Origin of the sequence: Flavobacterium aquatile LMG 4008 = ATCC 11947, from assembly GCF_000757385.1 — a bacterium.
Lineage (GTDB): Bacteria > Bacteroidota > Bacteroidia > Flavobacteriales > Flavobacteriaceae > Flavobacterium > Flavobacterium aquatile.
This window is the reverse complement of sequence record NZ_JRHH01000002.1, coordinates 532,041-546,401: the sequence shown is the minus strand read 5'-3', so window position 1 is coordinate 546,401 and position 14,361 is coordinate 532,041. Positions and strand designations below refer to the sequence as shown.

12 protein-coding genes are annotated in these 14,361 nt (G+C 32.7%); 5 read left to right on the top strand and 7 right to left on the bottom strand.

The genetic code is table 11. The features are described from left to right. Positions 1 to 30 precede the first annotated feature (30 nt). The 7 genes from LG45_RS05455 to LG45_RS05425 form a co-directional block, all read right to left on the bottom strand. Positions 31 to 2,238, bottom strand: coding sequence for a TonB-dependent receptor (locus LG45_RS05455; protein ID WP_035125142.1), 2,208 nt, complete (start codon positions 2,236 to 2,238; stop codon positions 31 to 33). 60 nt (positions 2,239 to 2,298) lie between these two features. Continuing rightward, positions 2,299 to 2,649, bottom strand: a complete 351-nt coding sequence (locus tag LG45_RS05450; RefSeq protein ID WP_035125424.1) for a hypothetical protein — start codon at positions 2,647 to 2,649, stop codon at positions 2,299 to 2,301. A 92-nt stretch (positions 2,650 to 2,741) separates the two neighbouring features. Beyond that, entirely contained in the window at positions 2,742 to 3,731 is a 990-nt protein-coding gene (locus LG45_RS05445; protein WP_035125140.1) for an aspartate-semialdehyde dehydrogenase, read from the bottom strand. A gap of 171 nt (positions 3,732 to 3,902) precedes the next feature. Next, positions 3,903 to 4,280, bottom strand: a complete 378-nt coding sequence (gene mscL / locus LG45_RS05440; protein WP_035125139.1) for a large conductance mechanosensitive channel protein MscL — start codon at positions 4,278 to 4,280, stop codon at positions 3,903 to 3,905. 109 nt (positions 4,281 to 4,389) lie between these two features. Continuing rightward, a complete protein-coding gene (locus LG45_RS05435; RefSeq protein ID WP_035125137.1) occupies positions 4,390 to 6,693 on the bottom strand; it encodes a DUF7619 domain-containing protein in 2,304 nt (767 codons plus the stop codon). Positions 6,694 to 6,744: 51 nt separating this feature from the next. Next, positions 6,745 to 9,189 (bottom strand): bifunctional UDP-N-acetylmuramoyl-tripeptide:D-alanyl-D-alanine ligase/alanine racemase, encoded by a 2,445-nt coding sequence (locus tag LG45_RS05430; RefSeq protein WP_035125135.1) that lies wholly within the window; start codon positions 9,187 to 9,189, stop codon positions 6,745 to 6,747. A 6-nt stretch (positions 9,190 to 9,195) separates the two neighbouring features. After that, positions 9,196 to 9,822: a thymidine kinase gene (locus tag LG45_RS05425; RefSeq protein WP_035125132.1), complete on the bottom strand. Its 627-nt coding sequence runs from the start codon at positions 9,820 to 9,822 to the stop codon at positions 9,196 to 9,198. Positions 9,823 to 9,923: 101 nt separating this feature from the next. Between LG45_RS05425 and LG45_RS05420 the strand changes: the two genes are divergently transcribed. The 5 genes from LG45_RS05420 (at position 9,924) to recJ (ending at position 14,302) form a co-directional block, all read left to right on the top strand. Continuing rightward, entirely contained in the window at positions 9,924 to 10,895 is a 972-nt protein-coding gene (locus LG45_RS05420) for a hypothetical protein (protein ID WP_035125129.1), read from the top strand. Next, complete coding sequence (gene rsmI, locus LG45_RS05415) at positions 10,896 to 11,600, top strand: 16S rRNA (cytidine(1402)-2'-O)-methyltransferase (RefSeq protein WP_035125126.1); 705 nt, start codon at positions 10,896 to 10,898, stop codon at positions 11,598 to 11,600. Between the two features lies 1 nt (position 11,601). Beyond that, positions 11,602 to 11,943 carry a HopJ type III effector protein gene (locus LG45_RS05410; protein WP_240471809.1) on the top strand — a complete coding sequence of 114 codons (342 nt, stop codon included), beginning with the start codon at positions 11,602 to 11,604 and terminating at the stop codon, positions 11,941 to 11,943. 70 nt (positions 11,944 to 12,013) lie between these two features. Next, positions 12,014 to 12,472 carry a hypothetical protein gene (locus LG45_RS05405; protein ID WP_035125121.1) on the top strand — a complete coding sequence of 153 codons (459 nt, stop codon included), beginning with the start codon at positions 12,014 to 12,016 and terminating at the stop codon, positions 12,470 to 12,472. Between the two features lie 138 nt (positions 12,473 to 12,610). Continuing rightward, a complete protein-coding gene (gene recJ, locus LG45_RS05400; protein ID WP_035125118.1) occupies positions 12,611 to 14,302 on the top strand; it encodes a single-stranded-DNA-specific exonuclease RecJ in 1,692 nt (563 codons plus the stop codon). Positions 14,303 to 14,361 lie beyond the last annotated feature (59 nt).

Sequence of the window (14,361 nt, the reverse complement as noted above, 5' to 3'; positions counted from 1 at the left end):
AGACATAAAAAAATCTGTCAGGTTTAAAATTTAAATATTAAAGTTAATCCCTAAAACGATATTTCTTCCAATGTTTGGAATTCCATCTGTTTTTAATCTTGATAAATGGGATGTATATTTTTTATCGAATAAATTGTTGGCATTTAAATTTACATCAAATGCCGTTTTCCCGAAAGTAACTTTTCCTCCAAAACCTAAGTTAATCAAAGTATAATCATTCGATTTTGTTTCAAATTCACTTGGATTATTCTGGTTCAACGTATATTCTACATTCAAAACAGCAAAACCATCTTTGAAATATTTAGCCGATTTGAATTCGGTTTTCAAAGAATTATTCCACTTGTTTGCCGGAATTAAAGGCAAATTATCACCATTCGATTTTTTACCGGTTACACTTTCAAAACTACTTGTAATGTGCAACCAATCAAATGGATGCGGATGAAAATGAATTCCAGCTTCTCCACCAAATAGTGCTGCGTTATCTTGAACATAATCGTAAACATCATTCCCATCAATTACGTTTCCGTTTGGTGAAATAAAAATATAATTATTGATGTGGTTGTAAAATCCGTTTACAAACAATTCGAAGTGTGGATTTCTATATTCCAAATTCAAATCGGTTTGAAAATTCTGTTCGTTTTCTAAATTTGAATTCCCAATTTCATAGCGATTACTTCCTTCATGAACACCATTTGAAGTTAATTCGGCCAAATTTGGAGCTCTAAAACCCGAGGCTAAATTCACTCTCAGAATTATATTTTCTTTCAAATTGGTTTTAAAACCTAGTGACGAATTGAAACTTTCAAATTTTTTATCGATAGCTTCAAAATAACCTTCTTCACCAATAATTCCGTTAGAAATAGATGTTACATTTCGGTTGTCGTATCTAATTCCGGCTTGAATTACGTTTTTATTCCATTCATAGTTTACAGTTCCAAAAACACCATAATCATTGGTAGTTGCATCTGGAATTAATAACTCCTCGCCCGAATTTTCATTAGTTTGATGCATTCCTTGCGTTCCAATAATAGCTTCGAATTTTCCGAATTTTGGTAAATAATACTTTACGTTATAGTTGAGTGTTTTTAATTTCATTTGCAAAATGGCAACATCGCTGTCTTCAAATTCACTTCTATCGTTGATGATGTAACCAACATCGGCATCCAACTTAGAATTCTTAAAATAAATACTATTATTCAAACTCAAAATATGACTAAAAACACCTTGCTTTGGAAAATCGGGATGTTTCGACGTTGTTTGTTCTGCTATTCCTTCTTCTGGAATTCCTAAATCTAATTCGTTATAATTGTATCTGAAAGTTGTTGAAAAATTAGAATCAGAATAGCCCAAACCTGTTTTGAAATCAAGTTCTTCGTATCGGGTATTTGTCACTCTATCGCCATCAGCAATTTTATAATCGGCGTGTTTATTGTTGCTTATTCGAGCCGAAAATTTCAAATCATCACCTGATAATTTATAGCCAAGAGATGAATTGGTACCTTTAGTATTTGTGAAATATTTTTGATTAAAATTCAATTCAGAAGTATTTGGCTTTCCGAATTTTTCTGGGTTAAAATACAAAACGCCACCAATAGCATCGGAACCATAAAGTAATGAAGCCGGACCTTTGATAACCTCAACACTTTCTACGCCAGCATCGTTCAATCCCAATCCGTGTTCTTCGCCAAATTGTTGATTTTCCAATCGAACGCCTTGCGAATACACCAAAACTCGATTGCCGCTTAATCCACGAATTACAGGTTTTCCAATAGAAGTTCCAGTAGAAACTTGCGAAACTCCAGGAATAGTTGCCAAACCCTCGATTAAGGTTGAAGTGCCTTTTTGTTGCAATGATTTCATCGATTGATGCTCGACTTTCATTACGTTTTGAGATTGTAATTTATTGAAAGCTGTAGAGATTATCACCTCATCCATTTGATGAAAATCTTCTACTAGTTGAACAGAAATTGTGGTTTCTTTTTGATTAATTACTACATCTTGCGATTGCGTTGCAAAACCTACAAAGGAGAATACTATTTTAAATTTTCCTGATGGTAAATTAGATAAATTATAATTACCGTTTTCATCAGAAATGGCTTCTTTATGAACTTCGGGTATTGAGATTGTTACTCGTGAAAGTGGTTTATTTTGATTGTCTGTAATTGTTCCAATGATTTTATTTTGCGCGCTGGCAAACATCGAAAACCCTAAAATTAGGGCTACTAAAAATTGTTTCATTTAAAATGATTTATTGTTAAAAAATAAATAATCTGAAGTTAGTTCAGATGGATTTTTGATTTAAACAATAACTTTTGGTGGTGCTCGAAGAGCAAAAAGACTTCCGCAGAAAAATTGCGTAATTTCTCTTGACTTCGCAAAAGAATACGAAGAAGAAATTTCGACTTTCTTGAAGTTGAAGGATAAAAATTCTGTTTTTATGGAATTACTAAAAGTAAATTCACAAGCAAAACAATGGTCAAAATGATGACTGTGTGTGATTTGAGAAGTATTTTCAGAATAATCGTGATGACATTCTTTAGTAGAAAATGCTTCTTCTAAGTGATGAAAAGAGTGCACCGATTGAAGTAGTATTGCGAAGAATACTATCAATCCGAACAAAAAACTTCCTAAAGCGAATTTTCTTTTCATTACCGCAAATGTAAACAACTCAAAATAAAAAATCGTTTGAATTAACAATTTTTAAGAACTGTTATTTCAAACGATTTATAATTTATAAATGACTACACCAATTTGTTAGCCACTAAATATTCTGCAATTTGGATGGTATTTGTAGCGGCACCTTTTCTTAAATTATCGGCAACAATCCACATGTTTAGTGAGTTTGGCTGACTTTCATCTCGGCGAATTCTACCTACAAAAACATCGTCTTTACCTTGAGCAAACAATGGCATCGGATACGTGTAAGTATCATTGTTATCTTGAACTACAACTCCATCGGTATGATGTAAAATAGAACGAACTTCATTCATATCAAAATCGTTAGAAAACTCAATATTAACCGCTTCACTGTGTCCGCCAACAACCGGAATTCTAATTGCCGTTGCTGTAACAGCGATTGTTTTATCACTAAGGATTTTCTGAGTTTCACGAACCAATTTCATTTCTTCTTTTGTGTAACCGTTTTCTTCAAAACTATCACATTGTGGAATTGCATTTCGGTGAATTGGGTATTTGTACGCCATTTCGCCTTGAACTCCAGCATATTCATTTTCCAATTGCTGAACGGCTTTTACACCAGTTCCAGTAATCGATTGATATGTTGAAACGATAACGCGCTTAATGTTATATTTTTTGTGTAACGGATTTAAAACCATAACCATCTGAATGGTAGAACAGTTTGGATTTGCAATGATTTTATCTTCTTTTGTTAATTCGGATGCGTTGATTTCTGGAACGATTAACTTTTTAGTTGGATCCATTCTCCAAGCGGATGAGTTGTCGATTACGGTTGTTCCTGCTGCTGCAAATTTTGGAGCCCATTCGAGAGAAGTTTCTCCGCCAGCCGAAAATAAAGCAACATCTGCTTTCATGTCAACTGCTGTTTGTAAACCAACTACCTTGTACTTCTTACCCTTAAATTCAATTTCCTTACCAACAGATTTCTCTGAGGCAACAGGAATTAATTCGGTTACAGGAAAATTTCTTTCCGCCAATACTTGAAGCATCACTTCGCCAACCATACCGGTTGCGCCTACAACAGCAACTTTCATACTTATACTTTATTAATAATTGATAAAATTTTTGAAGTACAAAAGTAGAGAGAAAATCAATTGGTTGAGCTTTATTTTTAAAATAAAAAAGATTGCTTCGTTTCTCGCAAAAACAGAAAAACCGCCTCAATTAAGTAGCGGTTTAGTTAGAATATATAATGTAACGGTGTATTATTTTTTTAACAAATCTCTAATTTGTGTAAGCAATTCTTCTTGAGTTGGTCCTGTAGGAGCAGCTGGTGCAGCTTCTTCTTTTTTCTTCATGCTGTTGATTCCTTTTACCATAATAAAAATCACAAAAGCAATTACTAGAAAACTAATTACAGCGGCAAGGAATTTCCCATAAAGGATTCCGCCTTCTGTTTTTAATTCAGCTAGATTTTCTACTTGTGCTGCTTTCAATGCTGGATTTAATAATGCAGGTGTAATTACATCTGCCACTAATGAATTTACTATGGCTCCAAAAGCGGCTCCAATAATAACTCCAACTGCTAAATCCATGGCATTACCTTTAGCAATAAACTCTTTAAATTCTGACATCATTCCCATAATTAATCTGTTTTAAGGTTATATAAATTTGTTTTGAATATCAAATATATATAAAATTTTAACATAATAATTAATGAAACCATAGAAAATAAGTTTCTTTAATTTAAATTTATTCCTTTACAAATTTTCCACTGCTGATTCCTTTATCTGTCGACACTTTAATTAAGTAACTTCCTGACTGTAAATTGGAAACATCAATAGAGTTACTCGGATTTGTAACTGTTTGAATTAATTGCCCAAGCAAGTTGTAAATACTAATTGACGAAGTGATTTCGTTATTTTTAAATGAAAAATTCAAATTGTCTTTTACCGGAATTGGATATAAAGTTAGTGCATTATTTGAATCAAATTCATTAGTTGCTAATACTTGAAAAGTACTAGTTGCCGTATTAGTAACAATTGGAAAATTATAATCAAAATAGATATTAGCCAAATTACTGATGGTATTTCCAACAACCAAAGTGGACTTGGTTTTAATTTTGAAAACTACATAACCATCATTTGTTGCATCATCAAATGGCAAATTAATGTCTTCAAAAATGAATTCTACTTTATTAGGATTTGTAATTCTTGTAACACAACTGTGCGATGCATCGGTTATTTGTAATGTTGTAATGTCAAATTTTGTGGTGTCAATCATGTCTTTAACAACAATATTTTCTGCTGGAAAAGTTCCTGTATTTTCAAATCGAATTTGATAATGAACATATTCACCAATCATACTCGGGTTAATCGTTGTTCCTTCTAAACACGTTTTATCATTTGGATCATAGGAATTTACAACCGTTTGATTTAAGGTATGATTATTATCAATTGGAATTTCATCTATATTTGAACTGTTTATTACTGATGTGTAATTTAAAATATTCCCTGAATTTAAGGCTGGAGTTTCCATTGGACTATTCAAATTTAAAGTAACTAAAAATCCTCCTTGTTGAAAAGGATTTAATGATCCTAAATTCCAACTTAAACTACCAGTGCTTTGTACAGGAAAATTTGATGCCGAAACCAAATCCAAAACATTATCATCATAATTAAAGACTAGAGTGGCATTTTCAACTTGGTTTCCCTTATTCTTGTATTTTATTATATATGAAGCATCAAAACCAGGTCGTGCAGCGTTTAATGGTAAAATATAAGTTTCCAAATCAGAATGGACACCATTTGCAGTAATGCAAAAATTTTGCGTAATTGGATTTACAGTTCCAGGAACTGTAATAGTTGAGCTTATTGGAGAAATTGAATAATATGAAGGGTTCTCAAATTGAGGTGTAAGAGTATATGTACCTGCTGATAGTGGAATTGAATAATTTCCTGATGAATTGCTGATTATAACTCCAGAATTTGTTCCATCAGTTATATTCAATTTTAAATTTGAATATACTGTGTCATTTATATCGCATCCATTAGTATTAAAGTCATAATAAGTATTTCCTTGAATGTTGTAAAAAGTTCCACCTGGCGTAAAACTACAATAGCTGTTTACTTGACAATTAGGATATTGATTCATAAAACCCTGAATTTGCGTTAATTCTGATTCATCTACACAAACATATTGCAGGGTTGGATTGTTGTGAATACTGAATGTGTTATTATAATAGAACATATTGTTATTTTTTATGTTCAGTGAAATCAATTCATTACTATTAGCATGCAAAGTTGCTAAATTTGTACAATTTGAAATATCTAAAGAAGTCAAATTATTATAGTCAATTTGTAAATAGTCCAGATTTATTGAATTTTGCAAATTAATATTTTGCAAATTCATTGAGCCACAATGTAAATAATTCAAAAGCACTAAACTAGACACATTTAAACTTGTCATTGGATTAAAAGGACAAAATAAATATTTCACATTTGATATACCCGAAAAATCTAAGCTAACTAATAAATTGTCCTTACACTCTAATCGCTCTAGACTTGTTAAATCTGAAACATCTAACGAAGGTAATTCATTATAATTGCAATATAAAAACATCAAATTCGAAAGATTAGCTACATTCAAATTTGATAATTGATTATAATTACACTCCAAATATCTTAAATTTAACGAATTAGAAATATTTAAATTCGTTATTAAGTTATGATCACATTTAAAGTAAACTAAATTTTGAAATGATTCTATACCTGTAAGATTTGTGATAGAACTATTTGAAATTAAAAGCATTTTAATTACTGATGCTTCAGACAGTTGTATTTCTCCATCATTATTTGTATCAATAACAGTACTTGATGTTCCAGACCAAGTATTGTTTAGAGGATTATAATATGGAGTGTCGGATGAAGCAATTCCATTACTATATGTAGCACTCAACAACTTCGCCTTAAATACAGGGTCAGGAATATTAACAATCTGCGCATTAGCAACAAAACATAACAACAAAGTCAATAAAGAAAAGTACAGTTTTTTCATAGAGGTAAGTAATTAAAAATCAAATATAAATAATGTTTTGTAAGAAAAAAATTATTCTCGATAAAACACTCTTTTCACTCGTTGCGAGATACTTGTCATTATTTCATAAGGAATTGTGCCCAGTTGTTTTGCCATGAAATTTACCGTTGGGTTTTCTCCAAAAATGATTACTTCACTTCCTTCTTTGCAATCAATTTCGGTGATATCCACCATCAACATGTCCATGCAAACGCTCCCTAAAATGGGCGCTTTTTTGTTTTTTATAACTACATATCCAACGCCATTCCCCCAATGTCTAGAAATTCCGTCGGCATAACCTATTGGAATTGTGGCTACTTTGGTAGTTTTTGCCGCCATAAATCGTCTGCCGTAACCTACACTTTCGCCTTCATCAATCGTTCTAATTTGAGAAATAATCGATTTCAACGTTCCTACGTTTTGTAGCGATTTTTGCTCGTCATCATCGTTAGAAATTCCGTAAAGTCCTATTCCTAAACGCACCATATCGTATTGCGCTTGAGGAAAATTGGAAATTCCTGAAGTATTTAAAATATGACGAATTGGGTTTATTTGTAATTCTTCCATCAATTTGGAAGATAGTTTTTCGAATAATTTTATCTGCGAAAGCGTAAAATCTACAAATTTCATATCGTCACTGGTTGCCAAATGAGACAGAATACTTTTCACTTCCACCAATTTAGTGCCTTTGAGTTTTGTAATTAATTCATCAATGGTTTCTTCTTCAAATCCTAATCGGTGCATTCCTGTATCTAACTTGATATGAATTGGAAAATGCTGTAATTTTTTACTTTCGGCAATTTTTAGAAAAGCGTTCAATCCTTTTATCGAATAAATTTCGGGTTCTAATTGATGCTGAATTATAGCAGAAAAACTAGTATTCTCTGGATTCAAAACCATAATTGGCAAATCGATTCCAGCGTTTTTTAACGAAATTCCTTCATCGGCGAAAGCCACACCTAGATAATCTACTTTGTGATGCGAAAGCAATTTTGCTACTTCAAATCCGCCATTTCCATAGCCAAACGCTTTTACCATGACCATCAATTTGGTTTCGGGTTTCAACTTAGATTTAAAGAAATTCAGGTTATGACTTATCGCATTCAGGTTAATTTCTAAAACCGTTTCGTGTGTTTTCTCTTCTAATGTTGCTACGATTTCTTCAAAGTGAAAATGCCTTGCTCCTTTTATTAAAATGGTTTCGTTTTCAAATGAAATAGTATCAATGGCATCAATAAATTTTTGAGTAGAATCGAATGCTAAACAGTTGGGAAACTTATTTTTAAAACTCGAAATGGTTTCACCAATAGCAATTACCCGATGGATTTTATTGGATACAATTAACTGCGAAACTTTAGAATATAATTCCTCCAAAACCAAACCCGATTGAAAAATATCGGATAAAATTAAGGTCTTCTTTTTATATTGTTTTTGGCTTTCCAGAAAATCTAAAGCGATTTTTAATGACTGAAAATCAGAACTATAACTGTCGTCGATAATTGTTGTATTGTTGCTTCCGTTTTTAACTTTTAATCGCATTTCAACTGGAAACAACAGCAACATTCGCTCTTGAATCACTTCCTGATTGTAATTGAAATACAGCAAAACCATCAAACAATGAATCGCATTTTCTATCGAAGCTTGATCGTTAAACGGAATTGTTATAGTAAAACAAAGTTTCTTGTAAGTGATTTTGAGTTCGGTTTTATCGGATGTTTCTTTAGCAATTATAAAAACATCGGCTTTACCATCATCTGAACTCCAAGAAAAAGTATTGATTTTTGGATTTAAAAACGCCTCAATAGTTTTATTTTTATTCATAATTAAAACCTCAACCGAAGTAAAAAGTTTTAATTTTTCTTTGATTTTTTCGCCAACATCATGAAATCCTTCATCGTGTGCCGAACCAATATTAGATAAAATTCCGATGGTAGGCTGAATGATTCTTTGAAGATGCTCCATTTCGTTTTTCAAGGAAATTCCAGCTTCAAAAATTCCGAGATTGTGCTTTTCATTAATTCCCAAAACCGAAAGTGGAACGCCAACTTGTGAGTTATAACTTTTGGGCGAACGAATAATATTATAATCAGGACTTAATAAAAAATTGAGCCATTCTTTTATAATTGTTTTTCCGTTACTACCAGTAATTCCGATAATTGGAAAATCAAAATTACTTCTATAAACTGCGGCAAAAGTCTGCAATGCATCGAGCGTATTTTCAACGATTAAAAAATTGGCTTTGCCATCAAACTCTTTTGGAATGTAGTTTACAACAAAATTTAAAACGCCGTTTTCTATAAGTTCGGCAATGTATAAATGTCCGTCGTGATTGGGTCCAACAATTGCAAAAAATAAAGTACTGTCGCTATTTTGCAACGATCGACTGTCGATAGAAACCGAATCGATGATGGCTATTTCATTAGTTCCAACGAATTGGGCTTTAATGATTGGGATGATATTTCGTATGGAAAGTGTCAAAATAAATTATTTTTTCTTCTCTTCCGATAAATGTTCGGCGTCTTTCACCTCTAAATTCTCACGCATGGCGTTGTAATAAGCCGCGCGACTCAATGGTTCGTATTCTTCGTTTTCACCAAGCATAACCAACTTATCGTTGTCTGTTTTTCTAAAACTGTAATTGGCTAAATTTCCTGTTCTTGTACAAACGGCGTGAACTTTAGTTACATATTCGGCAGTTGCCATTAACGCTGGCATTGGTCCAAAAGGATTTCCTTTAAAATCCATATCCAAACCAGCAACAATTACTCGAACTCCCGAATTAGCCAAATCGTTACAGATTTTCACAATTTCGTCGTCAAAAAACTGTGCTTCGTCAATGCCAACGACATCACATCCTTGCGCCAGAATTGCAATATTTGCAGCAGCAGGAACTGGCGTTGAACGAATTTCGTTTTTATTGTGAGAAACTACCATTTCTTCATCATATCTAGTATCGATGGCAGGTTTAAAAATCTCCACTTTTTGCTTGGCAAATTGGGCTCTTCTTAACCTTCGGATTAGCTCTTCGGTTTTTCCCGAGAACATGGAACCGCAGATAACTTCTATCCAACCAAATTGTTCTTTGTGATTTACTGTATTTTCGAGAAACATTTTGTATTTTTAGACCTTAAAAAAGGAATTGTTTTTATTACTTTGTAAAAAACAAATTTATAATAAAACAACATAAGCTAGTCACTATAATTTCAAAAGTTATGAAAAAAAGATTGGAAGCCGAATTAATCAGCATTGCACACCGAGTTTTAAAGCTAAAAAATAAATCGGAAGTAGATCAATTGTATCTAGAAACTCAAAAATTATATGAAACCTTAGCTATTTTAAAGTTTTATGGTGATAATTACGACCAAGTAAAAGCGACTGTTGCTAAAGAAGATTTAGAAGAAAAACTTGTTGCTTCGTTGGAGACAAAAACTCCTGAAGTTGAAGAGGAGAATCTGAAACAAGTTCAGATGGACAAGGTTGTTGAACCAATTGTTGCTGAAGAAAAGGAAGAAATTGTAGCCGAAGTTGAACAAGTTGAAGAGCAAGAAATTGTAGCTGCAGAAGAAGAATCAGAAGTTCAAGAAGAAGCTGTTGCCGATGAACCAGTTGCCGAAGAAGTAGAAGAACCAGTTATTGTTGGGGAAATTACAGTTGATGAAGAAGATGAAATTGAAGATGAAGTTCCTGTAATTGAAGCAAAAGACGATTTAGATTTTGAACCAATATTCGAATTAGCTTCAGAAGAAGAAGGTGAAGTTGAAGAACCAAGGGCAGAAGAACCAAAAGCGAAACAAAATCAAATTTCATTTGAAGATTTATTAGGTCATAATTATAGCGAACCAGTTTTTGTAAAACCAAATGATGTAACTGCATCGGTTCCGAAAAAGGAAATTGTTGAAGAAAAAGCCGAAGTTGTTGTTGATGAAAAAGTCTCAATTTTAAACGAAAAATTAGCACAAGGAATCAATATCGGATTGAACGACCGCGTAGGTTTTGTAAAATATTTATTCAACGGAAGTAGTGAAGATTTCAATCGTGTTTTATCGCAATTAAATACATTTGACACGTATTCTGATGCTAAAAATTTCATTAACGAAATGGTCAAACCCGACTATAACAATTGGAAAGGTCAAGACGATTTTGAAGAGCGTTTCATGGAATTAGTAGAACGTAAGTTTAAATAAATGTCAAAACTTTATATTGTTCCAACGCCAATTGGCAACCTAGAAGACATGACTTTTAGAGCCATTCGCGTTCTAAAAGAAGCCGATTTAATTCTTGCCGAAGACACGCGCACGAGTGGAAAATTACTCAAACATTTTGAGATTTCTACACACATGCACAGTCACCACATGCATAACGAACACAAAACTGTAGAAAATTTAATTTCCCGATTAAAAGCAGGCGAAACCATTGCGTTAATCAGTGATGCCGGAACGCCAGCCATTTCTGATCCTGGATTTTTACTAACACGCGCTTGTGTTGAAAACAATATTGAAGTCGATTGTTTACCAGGCGCAACTGCTTTTGTTCCAGCATTGGTAAATAGTGGTTTACCCAATGATAAATTTGTTTTTGAAGGATTTCTACCCGAAAAAAAAGGAAGACAAACACGTTATTTAGCGTTAGCCGAAGAAAATCGGACGATGATTTTTTACGTTTCACCTCATAAATTAGTAAAAACACTAGCCGAATTTGTACAATATTTCGGAGCCGAACGATCAGTTTCGATCTCAAGAGAATTATCTAAACTACACGAAGAAACCATTCGCGGAACAGCCGAAGAAGTTTTAAAACACTTTGAAGCTAAGCCACCAAAAGGCGAAATTGTAGCGGTTGTAGGCGGGAAAATATCGGTGAAAGAAAAAAGAAAAGACGACGATGAATAACATGGAAAACTTCCTAAATAAAGTAAAGGTAAATCCAGAAATACTTACTTTTCAAGAAACAATTGAAGTAATAGAATCCAATTACAATTTCACGCCAACCACTTTCAAAAACGGAAATCAAATTAACAATGCTGGTGAAAATAATGGTTCTTGTAAAATTTTCGCATTTGCAAAAATACATCAGTTAGAAAAAGACCAAACTTTAGCTCTTTTTGGAAGTTATTATTACGACGATGTTTTAAAAAATCCAAACGGAAATGACCATCAAAACATTAGAAATTTTATGATTTTTGGATGGGATGGGATTTCTTTTGAAAGTAATGCTTTGGAGTCGAAGTTTTAAGCGAATATAGAAATAATCCAAAAGCAAAACTTGTTATTTAGTTGATTCTTAAATTCTTTACATAATAATCATGAAAAAATATTTCATCATTTTATTAGTATCCGTAATCATTTTTTCTTGTGAGACGAAAGAGGAAGATGATAGCTATAAATATTTGTATGATAAACTAGAAGAGAGTATTATCAGAGAAGAGAATACTTTAAATAGTATTTATTATAAATATTATTATGACATTAAGAATGATAGTTTAGAAAGAAAAAGATATGATAGTCTGTATAAAATTTCAGTCAGTATAGATGAAAAATTAAAAAAATTAGACTTTTCAAATCATAAGAAAGCATTAAAATTCAGAGATTCTGTTGCTAAAGTTTTTGGAATCCCATTAAAGTTTTTAAAAGATGATGACAACAAAAATTTGAATGATAGTGTTTTTAAAAAAATGATGCGAATTAATATTTTGCGTTTAAGAGAGACTTATCACGGAATTCGAATTCATAGATTTACCGCAATGAAAGTTGAAGATAAATAAATTAAAATCTGCGTTAATCCGTTAAATCTGTGTCATCCGCGTTCAAAAAAAATTCAATACTAATAAATATTTTCATACATTTACAAAGCATACAAGCCAAAAAATCATAATTCATAATTTTTAATTCGTAATTAAACTATGCGTTGGACATTAAAATCAAAGCCAGAAAAAGAACAAGTTCAAAAACTACAAAACGAACTTCAAGTCGATGAAACCATTGCAACTTTATTAATTCAGCGCGGTGTTGAAACCTACGAACAAGCGCGAACATTTTTCAGACCGAGTTTATCCGATTTACACAATCCGTATCTAATGAAAGATATGGACAAAGCCGTTTCTCGTATTGAAAAAGCTATTGAAAACGGAGAAAATATTCTAGTTTTTGGCGATTATGATGTTGACGGAACAACCGCTGTTTCCTTAGTTTCCTCGTATTTAAAAAGTTTTTATCCAAATGTTGCTACTTATATTCCAGATAGATATGACGAAGGTTACGGAATTTCCTATAAAGGAATTGACTACGCCGACGACAACGGAATTTCGTTAATTATTGCACTTGATTGTGGAATAAAATCCATTGATCATGTCGCTTACGCAAATGCCAAAAAAATCGATTTTATTATTTGTGATCACCATCGTCCAGGCGACGAATTACCCAATGCTGTTGCAGTTTTAGACCCAAAACGTTCCGATTGTTTTTATCCTTATGATGAACTTTGTGGTTGTGGCGTTGGTTTCAAACTAATTCAAGCTTTAGCAGAAAATCGAAACCAAACGATAGACGATTTGATTCAATATTTAGATTTGGTTGCCACAGCTATTGCCGCAGATATTGTTCCGATGACTGGTGAAAATCGAGTTTTAGCCAAATTCGGATTGGAAGTTATAAACTCTAATCCAAGACCTGGAATAAAAGCTTTGGTTCAAAATGTTAAGAAAAAAGTACTTACGATAACTGATGTTGTTTTCATTATTGCACCAAGAATTAATGCTGCAGGAAGAATAAAACACGGAAACGAAGCAGTAGCTTTATTAACCGAATTCAATCTGGAACAAGCCGAAATTTTTGCTTCCGAAATTGAGCAACACAATGCCGACCGAAAAGATTTAGACAAACAAATAACAATTGAAGCGCTTTCGCAAATTGAAGAAAATAACGAAAAGGAGAAATTCACAACCGTTGTTTATCATGAAAGTTGGCACAAAGGTGTCATCGGAATTGTAGCGTCACGATTAACCGAAACCTATTATAGACCAACGATTGTTTTCACAAAAAGTGGCGATAAATTAGCAGCATCGGCGCGTTCTGTAAAAGATTTTGATGTTTATAATGCGCTTGAAGCTTGTGCTGAACATCTAGAACAATTTGGCGGACACATGTATGCTGCCGGAATGACTTTGAAAGAAAAAAACTATCAAAATTTTAAAAATGCCTTTGAAGCAGAAGTTCAAAAAACCATTCCTCCCGATTTATTAATTCCAGAAATTTCAGTTGATACCGAAATTGATTTTAACGATATCAATCCGAAATTAATTCGAATATTGAGCCAATTTGAACCTTTTGGTCCGCAAAATATGACGCCTACTTTCATGTCTAAAAATATAAAAGACACTGGTTATGCAAAACCTTTAGGAAAAGACGACGAACATTTGAAATTATTTATAAAACAGAATAACTCTGAAGGTTTTGGAGCGATTGGTTTTGGATTAGGAAAAAAATTAGATTTAGTTAGCAATCAAAAACCATTCGACGCCGTTTATTGTATTGATGAAAATGAATTTAACGGAAATGTAACTGTGCAACTTCGCCTAAAAGATTTGAAAAGTTAAATCTAAAATTGATGCCATAATTTTTATTTACTTTTGCAGTCGCTAACAAAAGGACTTCT